General features: G+C 74.2%; 13 protein-coding genes and 1 pseudogene. 5 read left to right on the plus strand and 9 right to left on the minus strand.

All coding sequences use genetic code 11. The features are described 5' to 3' along the window. Nucleotides 1–48 precede the first annotated feature (48 nt). Entirely contained in the window at nt 49–531 is a 483-nt protein-coding gene (locus ACIBCJ_RS23185; RefSeq protein ID WP_362092925.1) for a DUF456 domain-containing protein, read from the plus strand. On the opposite strand, the gene ACIBCJ_RS23190 is transcribed toward ACIBCJ_RS23185, so the two are convergent. From ACIBCJ_RS23190 to ACIBCJ_RS23205, 4 genes are all read right to left on the minus strand, one after another. Then, a complete protein-coding gene (locus ACIBCJ_RS23190) occupies nt 494–1,018 on the minus strand; it encodes a methylated-DNA--[protein]-cysteine S-methyltransferase (RefSeq protein ID WP_365978291.1) in 525 nt (174 codons plus the stop codon). The two genes, ACIBCJ_RS23185 and ACIBCJ_RS23190, sit on opposite strands and share 38 nt — an antisense overlap. Then, nucleotides 1,015–2,433: an AlkA N-terminal domain-containing protein gene (locus tag ACIBCJ_RS23195; RefSeq protein WP_365978292.1), complete on the minus strand. Its 1,419-nt coding sequence runs from the start codon at nt 2,431–2,433 to the stop codon at nt 1,015–1,017. The genes ACIBCJ_RS23190 and ACIBCJ_RS23195 overlap by 4 nt, the downstream gene beginning before the upstream one ends. A gap of 72 nt (nt 2,434–2,505) precedes the next feature. Next, nucleotides 2,506–3,618, minus strand: coding sequence for a ribosome small subunit-dependent GTPase A (gene rsgA / locus ACIBCJ_RS23200; protein ID WP_362092917.1), 1,113 nt, complete (start codon nt 3,616–3,618; stop codon nt 2,506–2,508). A gap of 270 nt (nt 3,619–3,888) precedes the next feature. Next, nucleotides 3,889–5,208 carry a radical SAM protein gene (locus tag ACIBCJ_RS23205; protein ID WP_362092914.1) on the minus strand — a complete coding sequence of 440 codons (1,320 nt, stop codon included), beginning with the start codon at nt 5,206–5,208 and terminating at the stop codon, nt 3,889–3,891. Between the two features lie 107 nt (nt 5,209–5,315). Here ACIBCJ_RS23205 and ACIBCJ_RS23210 point away from each other — a divergent pair, with 107 nt between their 5' ends. Both ACIBCJ_RS23210 and ACIBCJ_RS23215 read left to right on the plus strand, forming a co-directional pair. Next, on the plus strand, nt 5,316–6,572 hold the full coding sequence (locus tag ACIBCJ_RS23210; protein ID WP_365978293.1) for an FAD-binding protein: 1,257 nt from the start codon (nt 5,316–5,318) through the stop codon (nt 6,570–6,572). A gap of 97 nt (nt 6,573–6,669) precedes the next feature. Continuing rightward, nucleotides 6,670–7,260 carry a WHG domain-containing protein gene (locus ACIBCJ_RS23215; RefSeq protein ID WP_362092908.1) on the plus strand — a complete coding sequence of 197 codons (591 nt, stop codon included), beginning with the start codon at nt 6,670–6,672 and terminating at the stop codon, nt 7,258–7,260. On the opposite strand, the pseudogene ACIBCJ_RS23220 reads toward ACIBCJ_RS23215, so the two are convergent. Together ACIBCJ_RS23220 and ACIBCJ_RS23225 are read right to left on the minus strand one after the other, a co-directional pair. Next, a pseudogene (locus ACIBCJ_RS23220) lies at nt 7,257–8,005 on the minus strand (isocitrate lyase/phosphoenolpyruvate mutase family protein). The gene ACIBCJ_RS23215 and the pseudogene ACIBCJ_RS23220 sit on opposite strands and share 4 nt — an antisense overlap. After that, on the minus strand, nt 8,002–8,475 hold the full coding sequence (locus tag ACIBCJ_RS23225; RefSeq protein ID WP_365978294.1) for a hypothetical protein: 474 nt from the start codon (nt 8,473–8,475) through the stop codon (nt 8,002–8,004). Before ACIBCJ_RS23225 ends, ACIBCJ_RS23220 begins: the two are co-directional and overlap by 4 nt. A gap of 106 nt (nt 8,476–8,581) precedes the next feature. On the opposite strand from ACIBCJ_RS23225, the gene ACIBCJ_RS23230 reads away from it, so the two are divergent. Beyond that, nucleotides 8,582–9,118 carry a hypothetical protein gene (locus ACIBCJ_RS23230; RefSeq protein WP_365978295.1) on the plus strand — a complete coding sequence of 179 codons (537 nt, stop codon included), beginning with the start codon at nt 8,582–8,584 and terminating at the stop codon, nt 9,116–9,118. Nucleotides 9,119–9,135: 17 nt separating this feature from the next. On the opposite strand, the gene ACIBCJ_RS23235 is transcribed toward ACIBCJ_RS23230, so the two are convergent. Genes ACIBCJ_RS23235 through ACIBCJ_RS23245 form a run of 3 tightly spaced genes read right to left on the minus strand, consistent with a single transcriptional unit; the run spans nt 9,136 to nt 11,788 of the window. Then, nucleotides 9,136–9,795 (minus strand): response regulator transcription factor, encoded by a 660-nt coding sequence (locus tag ACIBCJ_RS23235; RefSeq protein WP_362092897.1) that lies wholly within the window; start codon nt 9,793–9,795, stop codon nt 9,136–9,138. Further along, nucleotides 9,792–10,949, minus strand: coding sequence for a histidine kinase (locus ACIBCJ_RS23240; protein WP_365978296.1), 1,158 nt, complete (start codon nt 10,947–10,949; stop codon nt 9,792–9,794). Before ACIBCJ_RS23240 ends, ACIBCJ_RS23235 begins: the two co-directional genes overlap by 4 nt. Next, nucleotides 10,946–11,788, minus strand: coding sequence for a type II CAAX endopeptidase family protein (locus tag ACIBCJ_RS23245; RefSeq protein WP_365978297.1), 843 nt, complete (start codon nt 11,786–11,788; stop codon nt 10,946–10,948). Before ACIBCJ_RS23245 ends, ACIBCJ_RS23240 begins: the two co-directional genes overlap by 4 nt. 164 nt (nt 11,789–11,952) lie before the next feature. Between ACIBCJ_RS23245 and mmuM the strand changes: the two genes are divergently transcribed. Beyond that, entirely contained in the window at nt 11,953–12,894 is a 942-nt protein-coding gene (gene mmuM / locus ACIBCJ_RS23250; protein ID WP_365978298.1) for a homocysteine S-methyltransferase, read from the plus strand. The last annotated feature ends 32 nt before the right edge of the window (nt 12,895–12,926 follow it).

A 12,926-nucleotide genomic window follows, 5' to 3' on the forward strand; every position in this document is an offset into this window, starting at 1 on the left:
CGCGCACGGACTTCTGCGGAGCGCGCCGGACTCCGGCACCCTGGACAGATGGGAGCGTCGGACCTCCTGCTGGCCGGCCTGGTCATCCTGCTCGGGCTGTGCGGCGTCCTGCTGCCCGGCGTGCCCGGGGCGTGGCTGGTGTGGGCCGGGGTCCTGTGGTGGGCACTGAAGGATCCGCAGCCGCTCGCGTGGGCCGTTCTCGTCGGTGCCACGGTCGTCCTGCTGCTGTCGCGGGCGGTGCGCTGGGCGCTGCCCACCCGCAGGAGACGCCGGGACGCGGCGATGCGCCGGCTGACGGCGTACGCCGGCGCGGGCGCCGTCCTCGGTTTCGTGCTCGTCCCCGTGCTCGGCGCGGTCCCCGGCTTCATGGGCGGCATCTACCTCGCCGAGCGGTCGCGGCTGGGGCGGCACGGCGAGGCGATGGCGTCGCTGCGGACGGCGATGCGCCAGGGGGGCGCCGACCTGCTGACGGAGCTGTTCGCGTGCCTGCTGATCACCGGGGCGTGGCTGGGAGCGGTGCTGGCCGGCTGAGCGGGGCGCCCTCCAGCGCCAGCAGCCGCGTCTTGCGGTCCAGTCCGCCCGCGTACCCGGTCAGGGAGCCGTCGGCGCCGATCACCCGGTGGCAGGGGCGCAGGATCAGCAGCGAGTTGGCGCCGATCGCGCCGCCGACTGCTCGGACCGCCGGCCGCGAGGCCCCGATGCGTGCGGCGATCTCGCCGTACGTCGTCGTCGCCCCGTAGGGCACGTCGTCCAGGGCGGCCCACACCCGCTCGCGGAAGGCGGTGCCCTCGGCGCGCAGCGGCAGCCGGAACCCGGTCAGCTCCCCGGCGAAGTAGGCGCCGAGCTGCTCCTCGGCCGCCCGGAAGGGCCCGGCGTCGGGCCGCCAGCCGTCGAGGACGCTCCGGCCGCCCTTCTGCCCGGGTACCGACAGGGACGTGAGCGCCCCGTCGTGCCCGGCGGTGAGCAGCAGCCGCCCGACGGGGCTGTCGATCTCGTGCCAGTAGGTGGCGGTGGTCATCGGTCGTTCTCCCACTCTCCTGCTGCGCGCAGGTGGTTCAGTGCGTACGAGCGCCAGGGGCGCCAGGCGTCGGGGACGGTGAGCCCGGGCGGGGCCACGTCGGGATCGCCGAGGGCGCGGGTGCGCACGACGGCGACGGTACGGGCGTCCAGGCCGGGCACGGCGAGCAGGGCGCGCTCCGCCTCGTCCCGGTCGGCGCCCGGGTCCAGGCGGACGGTGCCGTCGGCGAGGGCGGCGGCCAGCGGACCGGCGGGGCCGTCGGGGGCGGCCCCGGCGAGGGCGGCCGGTTCGGGGAAGAGGTGGGTGAGGGTGCCGCAGGGCGCGTCGAGCACCTTGCCGTACCGCTGGACGAGCCGCTCGGCCTCCGCGCGCCCCACCAGGGTACGGACCGCGAGTTCGTCGGGGTCGGCACTGCCCGGTGAGCGCAGCCCGGGGCGGGCGGCGACCAGCGGGGCGAGCCGGGGGTCGGCGCCGAGCCGCTCGTCGACGGCGTACGGGTCGGCGTCGAGGTCGAACAGCCGCCGCAGCCGCTGCACGGAGGTGGTCAGGTCGCGCAGGTCGGTGAGGTGGAGGCGGGCGTCCAGCCAGCCGCCACCGGTGCCGGGCCGCCCCGGCTGTTCCCGGACGGCGACGATCCCGGTGCCGTACGGCAGGCGCAGGGTGCGCCGGTAGACGCGGTGGCCGTCCTCGCCGCTCACCTCCTCGACACCGGCGACGGCCTCCCGCTGGAGCAGGTCGAAGACGGGGCCGGGCTGGTAGGGGCCCCGGTGGGCGAGGCGCAGCGGGACGCCTGCGGAGGGGGTGGCCGTGTGCCGGACGGCCCGGTCGCGGGCCGGGGCCGCGGCGCGCAGCTCGGTCGGGGTGGACGCGTACACGGCCCGGATCGTGTCGTTGAACTGCCGCACGCTGGCGAACCCGGAGGCGAAGGCGATCTCGGTGACGGGCAGGCCGGTGGTCTGGAGCAGCACCCGCGCGGTGTGCGCCCGCTGGGCGCGGGCGAGCGCCACGGGTCCGGCGCCCACCTCGGCGGTCAGCTGGCGCTGCACCTGGCGGGCGCTGTAACCGAGGCGTCCGGCGAGTCCGGCGACGCCCTCGCGGTCGACGACACCGTCACCGATGAGCCGCATGGCCCGTCCGACGACGTCGGCGCGGACGTTCCAGTCGGCGGAGCCCGGCACGGCGTCGGGACGGCACCGCCGGCAGGCCCGGAAACCCGAGCCCTGCGCGGCGGCGGCCGTCGCGAAGAACCGCACGTTGTGCCGTCTCGGCGTGATGGCGGGACAGCTGGGCCGGCAGTAGATGCCGGTCGTGGCGACGGCGAAGAAGAACGCGCCGTCGAACCGGGCGTCCCGGCTCCGCACGGCCTCGTACCTGCCGTCGTCGCGTGTCTTCTCGTACTCCGCCGTCCCTGTCATGCGATCCAGTCTCCGCCAGTCCGCGGCTGCGGGCTGGCGGAAATCGGACATCGCGTCACGGCGGCCGGCGGGCTACCGCGGGCCGCCCCTCTTGGCCTCCATGGCCGCCTTGCCGAGGGCGCCCCGGCGCTTCCACTCCTTGCGGATCTCGGCCCGCAGCCGGGCGTCGGTCTTGGCCACGATGCGCTGGTTCTCCCGCAGGAGCTTGCGGTAGCTCTCCAGGCGCCGCACGGACAGCTCACCGCTGTCGAGTGCCGCGAGGACGGCGCAGCCCGGCTCGCTCTCGTGGGCGCAGTCGTGGAACCGGCAGCCCTCGGCCAGCTCCTCGATCTCGGCGAACACCTGCCCGACCCCGCTGCTCGCGTCGAAGAGCCCGACCCCGCGCAGCCCGGGGGTGTCGATCAGCACGCCCCCGCCGGGCAGGGCGAGGAGGTTGCGGGTGGTGGTGGTGTGCCGGCCCTTGCCGTCGACGTCGCGGATGGCCTGGACGCCCATGACGTCCTCGCCGAGCAGTGCGTTGGCGAGGGTGGACTTGCCGGCGCCGGACTGACCGAGCAGTACGGCGGTGCCGCCGGACACGACGGCGGCGAGCACGTCGAGCCCTTCGCCCTGCTCGGCACTGACGGACAGCACCGGCACGCCGGGCGCGGCGGTCTCCACGTCCTGGACGAGGTGGGCCAGGGTCACCGGGTCGGGGACGAGGTCGGCCTTGGTGAGGACGACCAGGGGCTGCGCCCCGGACTCCCAGGCGAGGGCGAGGAACCGCTCGATCCGGGCGAGGTCCAGCTCGGCGGCGAGCGACACGGCGACGATCGCGTGGTCGACGTTGGCCGCGAGGATCTGCCCCTCGGACCGCTTGGAGGAGGTGGAGCGGACGAAGGCGGTACGGCGCGGCAGATACGTCCGTACGTAGCGCGGGGTGCCGCCCTCGGGGTCCACGGCGACCCAGTCGCCGGTGCAGACGACGCGCAGCGGGTCGTTGGGGGTGACGAACGCGGTGTCGGCCCGCAGCAGGCCGTCCGCGGTGACGACGTCGCACTGCCCGCGGTCGACCCGGACGACCCGGCCGGGCATCAGTCCCCCGGCCGCGTGCGGCGCGAACGCGTCGGCCCAGTCCTCGTCCCAGCCGTAGGGGGTGAGGGCGGAGCGGGCGTGCGAAGCGGAGGTGGAAGACGTGGAAGACAAGGGGTGACCCTTCAGGGTGCGGCCCCGGCGCCGGATCTCAGGGAGTGGCTGAGGTCAGCCGGTGGCCAAGGAGGTGGACTCGATGGACTCCTGGATGCGGGCAGCGCCCGCCACAGTGACAGCCATGGGTCGACACCTCCTCTGAAGTACCCCTGTGGCGACGGCCGCTGAGGGCCGCCGCTCGGACATCGGTCACCTTAGACGCGGCCGCCGGGGCGACGCCACCGATTAATCACGGAAGCGCACCACCGAGGACCGCGGGACCGCGGGTCACACCTCTACGGGTGCGTCCGCCGGCAGGCTGTCCATGAAGGAGCTGACCGAGAAGACCGCGTTGCCGGCGCCGGGAGGGCCGTAGCCGGGGGGCGAGGAGAGGCCGAAGTCGTCCATGGTCTGGCGGTAGGCCTGGAGCAGGCGGATGTGGTACTCCAGCGGCGCGCCGTCGGGGTTGGTCTTGCCGAGCGGGGTGGTGGGCTCGGGGCACCAGGTGGTGAAGCGGGGCGTGATGCCGTGCGACATGAAGAAGCGCAGGCCCTCGGTGGTGGACTCGATCGCCTCGTCGACCGTCTTGAAGCCGAAGGGTTCGGCCATCTCGACGCCGGCGACGAAGTTCGGGATGACGTTGCGGGCGCCGAAGACGTCGGTGGAGTCGAGGATGCGCTTGTGCCACTCGTCGCGGCCGACGTAGCGCTCCTTGCCGGGGCAGTACATCTTGAACAGGTACTCGTCCCACACCTCGAAGTTGGGGTGGTAGATCTGCACGCCGTAGTCCTTGAAGCGCTGGACGTCCGGCTTGGGCAGGGCCTGCGCGACGACCTTGCCGATCCAGCGGCCGGGGAAGTGCTCCTCGATGGCCTTGGCGTACCGGCCGTAGAAGTCGGCCTCGTCCAGCCCCTGGACCTTCGTCGTGATCGCGCCGCCGGTGAGGGTGTACGCGGTGGAGATCTTCGCGGTGTCGTACTTGTCGATGATCTCCAGCGCCTCCAGGACCTCGTCGACGTCCTTGACGCCCGTGTACGGCCGTCCGGCCGCCTTGTGCTGGCGCCAGTTGTGGTTGATGTCGCAGTACTGGCACTCCTCCTTGGCGCCGAAGTACTGGCAGACGCGGAACGCGGTCAGGTAGATCAGGTAGCCCCACTGGATGGTGGGGGCCACCTCCATGACGGACTTCCCGTTGGAGAGCTTGTGCCGGTAGTACTCCGGCATGGGCGGCACTCCGACGTCGGAGATGCGCCTGCCGTCGAGGTAGAGGCCGAGCTGGCCCTGCTCGTCGGCGGCGACCCGGTAGGGCGAGGAGGGGTTCACACGGACCGAGACGACGGTGCGGCGCAGGTCGTAGGGGCCGCCGGTGAGGATGATCTCCTCGGGCGGACGGCGCAGCGCGGCCTCGCCCAGCTCGGGCAGCGTGCCGTGGTCGAAGGAGAAGATGAAGTACGACTTCGGCTTGACCTCGCCGTCCTCGTTGTCGCTCAGCGCCGACGGATCGAAGGCGACGCCGCCGCGCAGCAGGTCCTCCTTGAAGACGGCCTCGCGCGGTACGTTCGGGAACCGCTCCATCAGATCCTCGACCAGCGCGGTACGGCTGTCCATCCCGTGTCTCCTCCCAGCTCCGGCGTTCGACTTCTCACGGTATGCCCCCGGGGCAGCGGCTTCCCGCCCGGGTCCCCCTCCAGGCGCGCCGGGTAGGTTTCCGCGCTATGAGCGACATCACGGTGACCAACTGGGCCGGCAACATCACCTACACCGCCGGGGAGCTGCTGCGGCCGCACTCCGTGGACGCGCTGCGTGCGCTGGTGGCGGACAGCGCCGCCGTGCGGGTGCTGGGCAGTGGGCACTCCTTCAACGAGATCGCCGAGCCGGGCGCCGGGGGCGTCCTGCTGTCCCTGGCGGGCCTGCCGTCCGAGGTGGACGTGGACGCCGCGGCCCGTACGGTGCGGGTCGGCGGCGGTGTCCGGTACGCCGAGCTGGCCCGGTCGGTGCACGCGCGGGGCCTCGCGCTGCCGAACATGGCGTCGTTGCCGCACATCTCGGTCGCCGGTTCGGTGGCGACCGGCACCCACGGCTCCGGGGTGGGCAACGCTCCGCTGGCGTCGGTGGTGCGCGAGGTGGAACTGGTCACCGCCGACGGTTCGACGGTGACCGTCGCGCGGGGCGAGGAGCGGTTCGGCGGCGCGGTGACCTCGCTCGGTGCGCTGGGCGTGGTGACCGCGCTCACCCTCGACCTGGAGCCGGCCTACGAGGTCGAGCAGCACGTCTTCACCGAGCTGCCGCTGGCGGGGATGGACACGGCGACGTTCGAGACGGTGATGGCCGCGGCGTACAGCGTGAGCCTGTTCACCGACTGGCGGGCGCCGGGCTTCCGGCAGGTGTGGCTCAAGCGGCGCACCGACCGGCCGCTGCCCGGCTTCCCGTACGCGGCGCCGGCCGCCGAGAAGATGCATCCGGTGCCCGGCATGCCCGCGGTCAACTGCACGGAGCAGTTCGGTGTGCCGGGGCCCTGGCACGAGCGGCTGCCGCACTTCCGCGCGGAGTTCACGCCCAGCAGCGGTGCCGAGCTTCAGTCGGAGTACCTGATGCCCCGGGAGCACGCCCTGGCCGCCCTGCACGCGGTGGACGCGATACGCGAGGTGATCGCGCCGGTGCTGCAGACCTGCGAGATCCGCACGGTCGCCGCCGACGAGCAGTGGCTGAGCCCCGCCCACGGCCGGGACTCCGTGGCCGCGCACTTCACCTGGGTCGAGGACACGGCGGCGGTGCTGCCGGTGGTGCGCCGCGTCGAGGAGGCGCTCGCCCCGTTCGCGGCCCGTCCGCACTGGGGGAAGGTGTTCACGACCCCGGCGGAACGGCTGGGCGCGCTCTACCCGCGGCTGGCCGACTTCCGGGCGCTGACCGGTGCGCTGGACCCGGCGGGGAAGTTCACCAACGCGTTCGTGCGCGGGGTGCTGGCGGGCTGACGGCCCGGTGGCCGGCTGCCGCGGCGGGGCGGGCGGAGCGGCCCGGGCCCGGCGTTAGGGTGGTGCCGGAAGAGGGCGGGTTGCGGAAGGTGGTCCCATGCCCCGAGCCGGTCTCACGACCGACCGTGTCGTCGCGGCCGCCGCCGACCTGGCCGACGAGGACGGGTTCGAGAACGTCACCGTCTCCGCGCTGGCCCGGCGCCTCGGGGTGAAGGACGCGAGTCTGTACACGCACGTGCGGGGCCTGCGGGACCTGCGGGAGCGGATGGCGTTGCTGGCGGGCGGGGAGCTGATCGAGGAGATCGCGGCCGCGGTCGCCGGACGGGCGGGCCGGGAGGCCCTGACCGCCTTCGCGGGCGCCTACCGCTCCTACGCCCTGCGCCACCGGGGCCGCTACGCCGCCACCCAGATCCGCATCGACCAGTCCCTGGTCGCCGGCTCCCCCGCGCTGCGCCGCACCGCCGAGATCACCTACGGCATGCTGCGCGCCTACGGCCTGACCGAACCGGACCTCACCGACGCGGTACGCCTGCTGCGCTCCACCTTCCACGGGTACTGCGCGCTGGAGGCCTCCGGCGGCTTCGGCGCCCCGCGCGACGTACAGGCGTCCTGGGACAGGGCGGTCGACGCCCTGCACGTGGCGCTGGAGAACTGGCCCCGGGACGACGGGGGTCCGGGCACTCCCTAGGTCAGCGCCCGCACCTCGTCGTACGTGGGTGCCGGGCCGCCCGGGTCGCGGCCCGCCCGGACGCCGGCGGCCGTCTCCAGGGCGGCGCCCAGCGCCCGCCGGTAGAGCAGCGAGCCGAGGCTGACGCGGCGCACGCCGAGGTCGGCGAGGTGCGCGAGGGTGGGGGCGCCCGGCGTGTACAGGACGTTGAGGGGCACGTCGAGGCGGGCGGTGAGGGCCGCGATGCGGGCGGGGTCGGTGAGCCCGGGGACGAAGACGCCGTCGGCGCCGGCCTCGCGGTAGGCATCCAGGCGCCGCAGGGTCGCGGCCCAGTCGCCGTCGCCCGACCAGTACGTGTCGGTGCGGGCGTTGACGAACAGGCCGGGGGCCGCCGACCGGACCGCGGCGATCTTCGCGGCGTGCCGGTCGGCCGGTCCCAGGGCGTCCTCCAGGTTGATCCCGACGGCGCCGACCGCCGCCAGCTGCCGGGCGAACTCGCCCACCTCGTCCGGATCGTCGCTGAAGCCGTCCTCCGCGTCGACCGAGAGCAGGAAGGGGCCCGAGCCGAGGGTGAGGGCCAGCCGCAGCGTCTCGTCGCGGGTCGCCGACGTGCCGTCGGGCCGCCCGGCCGCCGCCGCGACGCCGAGGCTGGTGGTGCCGACGGCCGTGAAGCCGTGCCCGGCGAGGGCGAACGCGGAGGCGTGGTCCCAGGCGCACGGCAGGAGCAGGGGATCGCCGGGCGGTGGAGTGCGGCGAAGGCGGTCACGAGAGGTCTCCCACCGCGTCGGCGTAGTAGGCGGACTCCGCCAGGTGGACGGCGAGTTCACGGAAGGTCCAGCCTTCGCCGGGCGAGTGGTCGAGCCGGTCGTCGGTGAGCGCGTCGAGGCGGTTGGCCCAGATCCGGGCCAGACGGGTGAGGCGGCTGCGGGCCTCGTCGAGGTCCTCGTCGGTGAAGGGGGCGCGGTCCGCGTCCGTGGTGATCACGGAGGCGTGCCAGTGGTCGGGCTGCGGCTTCTCCCCCACCGACCTGGCCTCCAGTTCCGCGAGGTGGTCGATCATGTGGTCGGCGACCCGGCGGATCGCCTTGTGCGGGGTGTAGACGCGGCCGTCGACGTGTGCGGGCCGCCCGTCCCAGCGGGTCCAGGTGGCGGCCAGGGCGAGGACGTGGTCGACCATGCCGGTGACGGCGGCGGCGGCGGGTGCGAGGGTACTGGCGGCGGTGGGCGTGTCGTTCATGTCCCGCACGCTAGGCGCCGGTTGGTTCGGTGCGGACCGAAGTGTTCCGGACGAACGCGGGTATCCGACCGGCATCGTTCCCACTCGTCCTCCCGTGCGAGGTGACATGTCGAACACGACGAGAAGCGAAGACCGTCCGCGGCTGCGGTGGCAGGACAGCCTCTGGGGCATCGGTGTGATGGCCCTGGTAGTGGCCGTCGGGGTCAGGCTGCTCATGAACGGCGCGTCGGCGTGGCCGTCGGCCCTGCTGGGCGCTGTCCCGGCCGCCGCCTGGATCGTGTACCTGGTGCGCCGCCGACGGGTGCGCGACGCCCGCGCGGCGGGCACCCGGCCGGACGACGTGCCCGCCATGGAACGGCAGATCCTGAAGGGGGCGCCGGCGCCCCGGGACCCGGAGCAGCGGCGGGCCATGGCGGAGCTGGTCGACTCGCGCCAGGAGCGGTTGCGGCGCAACCGCTGGTGGGCGTTCCCGCTGCTGGCGGTCATCTTCCTCGGCACGGCCGCCCTGGGGTACGCCACCGGGTCGGTCGGCACGGGAAGCCTGATGCTCGTCCTCGGCGTCACGCTCGTGGGCTACCTGGCCTGGCACAACCGGCGTTTCGACCGGCGTCTTTCGCAGATGCGCGGCCGGCTCCAGGGCTGAGCCGCCCGCGCCGCGCCTCAGGTCACCAGTCCGTGGCGGAAGGCGAAGACGACCGCCTGGACGCGGTCGCGCAGGTCGAGTTTGGTCAGGATGCGGGACACGAAGGTCTTGACGGTCTCGGGGCTGATCACGAGGGCGGCGGCGATCTCGCTGTTGGACAGCCCCTCCGCGATCAGCCTCAGGACCTCGGTCTCGCGCGGGGTCAGCGGCGTCTCCGGGGCGGCGCCCCCGGCGGGGCGGATCCGGGCGGCGTAGCGGCCCACCAGGCGGCGGGTCACGTCGGGGTCGAGCAGCGCCGCGCCCATCGCGACGGTGCGGATGCCGTGCAGCAGCCGGTCCGGGGGCGCGTCCTTGAGCAGGAAGCCGCTGGCGCCCGCGCGCAGCGCCTCGTAGACGTACTCGTCGAGGTTGAACGTGGTGACCACGAGCACCTTGACGGGGTGCTCCACCCCGGCGCCGGCCAGCAGGCGGGTGGCTTCGAGGCCGTCGAGGACCGGCATGCGGATGTCCATCACCACGACGTCCGGGCGCAGTCGGCGGGCCAGGTCGACGCCCGTCCGCCCGTCCCCGCACTCGCCGACCACCTCAAGGTCGGGCTGGGCGTCGACGATGGTCGCCAGTCCGGTGCGGATCAGTGCCTGGTCGTCGCAGATCACGACCCGGACGGGTGCGCTCATGCCGTGCCTCCTCCGGGGATCCGGGCCCGGACCACGAAGCCGCCGGCCGCCTGACTGCCCGCGTGGAACTGGCCGCCCAGTACGTCGACCCGCTCCCGCAGGCCGGCCAGGCCCCGTCCGCTTCCGCCGGGGGACGCGGCCGCGGTGCCGGAGCCGTCCGTGCCGACCTCCACCGTGATCTCTCTTTCGCCGTGCCGGACCAGCACCGAGGTCCTGGCGCCGCGGTCGTACTTGAGGGCGTTGGTCAGGGCCTCCTGCACGACGCGGTAGGCCACGAGGTCGGAGCTGCCGGTCGCCTCGGCCGGGGTGCCCTCCTCGGTGAACTCCACCGGCTGTCCGGCCCGGCGCGTCTGCTCGACCAGGGTGAGCACGCGGCCCACGGGTGGCGTCCTGGGCTCGGCGGTCCCGTGGTCGGGGTTGAGGAGGTCCAGCAGGTGCCGTAGGTCGGTGATGGCGCGGCGGCCGGTGTCGCTGACGGCGGCGAGGCTCTCGTCGAGCCGGTCGGGCACGGCCTTGAGATAGCGGGCGGCCTCGGACTGCACGACCATCGCCGTCACGTGGTGGGTCACCACGTCGTGCAACTCGCGGGCGATGCGGGCGCGTTCGGCGTTGCGGGCGTCCTCGGCGACCCTGCTGCGGCGTTCCGCCTCCGCGGCACGCGCCGAGCGCAGCCACGCGCCGACGCCCCAGGTGAAGGCAAGCACCAGGTAGAACGAGACGAACTCGATCGCGGGTTCGCCCGGGCCGCGCCGGTGGAGCTCGGCCGACAGGGCCGCGAAGGCCAGGGACGCGGTGACCAGGGTGGCGCGCCGGTACGTCTCCAGGTAGGACCCCGCGCTGATCAGTACGACGGGCAGCGCGGCCCCGGCGAACAGGTGGTAACCGCGCAGTTGGTCGAGGGCGAAGCCGAGCGAGACCAGGGCGAGTGCGGCGAGCGGCCGGCGGCGGCGCAGGGCCAGCGGGAGGGACTGCAGGACGGCCGCCACCACGGCCAGGGCGTCGCCGGGGCGGGTCGGCAGACCGCCGACCTCGGTGCCGTGACCGCGCAGCGCGGGCAGCAGCGACGCGGCGAGGAGCAGCACCCCCAACGGGAGGTCCCGGACCGTGACATCGAGCCGACGCCACAGCTCCGGTACCCGTCGGCGATCGATCACCGGGGAAGTGTAGCGGCGGTGTCGACGCCCGCGGCACGCCGCCGGGAGCCGAACGGCACGATGTTCCCGCGCCGGTGCGCGAGCCACAGGAACACCAGCGTCAGCAGCATCCCGAAGCCCACCGAGTACACGCTGCCCTCCGGGCCGAAGTCACCGCCGGTGAGCAGCTTCGGACCGGACATCGTGGCGTCCAGCAGGCCCTCGCTGTCGCCGTTGCCGGAGACGACGGTGCTGAAGACGCCGCCCGCGGCGAAGTTCCAGCCGAAGTGCACGCCGATCGTCAGCCACAGGCTGCGGGTGGCGGCGTAGGCGGCGGCGAGCATGAATCCGGCCTCGACCGCGATGGCGACGGCGCCCCACAGCGTGGCGTCCTCGTTGAGCAGGTGGGACAGCCCGAACACGAGGCCGGTCAGGCCCAGCGCGAGGTAGGTGCCGATGTGTTCCTCGATGATCCGGAACAGCACCCCGCGGTAGACGACCTCCTCCGTGGCGGCGGCGCCGGCCATGAAGCCGACCAGCCCGATCGCGCCCTGCACCGAGCCCAGTCCTTCGACCTCGTAGTACCCGGAGGACAGGAGGTTCGTGATGACGGCCGAGAACATCCCGGCACCGATCAGGACGCCCCAGCCGGTCTTGGCGAGGGCGCCTTCCAGGGCCACGTCCCGGGCCGGCCGGCGCTCGGTGCGCCGCACCACCCACGCGTACACGAACAGGATCAGCGCGGCCGCCGTGAGTCCGACGACCAGGGTGAGCCAGTCGTTGTCCTTCACCGCCTGGATGGCCGTCCCGCTGAGGGCGTAAGCCGCCAGCACGGCCAGGAACTGCCAGACAAAGCGCACGGTAACTCCTCGGTAGGGCCCGGGACTTCGCCGCCCCGGGCTGCTGCACCGGACGCTACGGATCCGGCGGCGGGAGATCGTCACCTCACGGTGGACACCTGGCTGTAGCTCGCACGGGGGACACGGGACGGGCGCCCGGCCGGGCACGTCGTAGCCTCGGGGGCATGACCAGCGACTTCGCCGACGGTGCCGCCGTCTCCTCCTTCGCCGCTGCCCTCGCCTCCGGGGGGCTCGTGCTCGACGGCGGGCTGTCCAACCAGCTGGAGGCGGCCGGGCACGACCTGGGGGACGCGCTGTGGTCGGCGCGGCTGCTCGACGAGGACCCCGAAGCGATCGTCCGGGCCCATCGCGCCTACTTCGAGGCGGGCGCGGACGTGGTGATCACCTCCAGCTACCAGGCCACCTTCGAGGGGTTCGCCCGGCGCGGCATCGGCCGGGAGCGGGCCGCCGGACTGCTGGCGCTCAGTGTGGACTCGGCGCGGGAGGCCGCTCGGTCGGCGCGGACGGACCGACCGGGCCGGCCGCGGTGGGTGGCGGCGTCGGCGGGTCCGTACGGGGCGATGCTCGCGGACGGCTCCGAGTACCGGGGGCGGTACGGTCTGTCGGCCGGTGAGCTGGAGCGCTTCCACCGTCCGCGCCTGGAGGTCCTGGCCGCCGCCGGACCCGACGTCCTCGCGCTGGAGACGGTCCCGGACGCCGACGAGGCGGCGGCGCTGCTGAGGGCGGTGCGCGGGCTGGGGGTGCCCGCCTGGCTGTCGTACACCGTCGCCGGGGACCGCACCCGGGCCGGCCAGCCGTTGGAGGAGGCCTTCGCCCTGGCCGCCGACGCGGACGAGGTGGTCGCGGTGGGCGTCAACTGCTGTGCACCGCAGGACGTGTCCGGCGCGGTCGCGGTCGCGGCCCGGGTGACCGGGAAGCCGGTCGTCGCCTATCCCAACAGCGGGGAGACCTGGGACGCGCGGGCGCGGGCCTGGCGGGGGCGCTCCTCGTTCGCGCCCGGGCTGGTGCGGGAGTGGCGGGCGGCCGGAGCCCGGCTGGTCGGGGGCTGCTGCCGGGTGGGGCCCGACGTGATCAGGTCGATCGCGTCGCCGCCCCCGTCGGTCTGACGCGTCCCGACCGGTGGCCGTGGGGCCGCCCG

The organism is Streptomyces sp. NPDC051136 (assembly GCF_044455745.1).
Classification (GTDB): domain Bacteria; phylum Actinomycetota; class Actinomycetes; order Streptomycetales; family Streptomycetaceae; genus Streptomyces.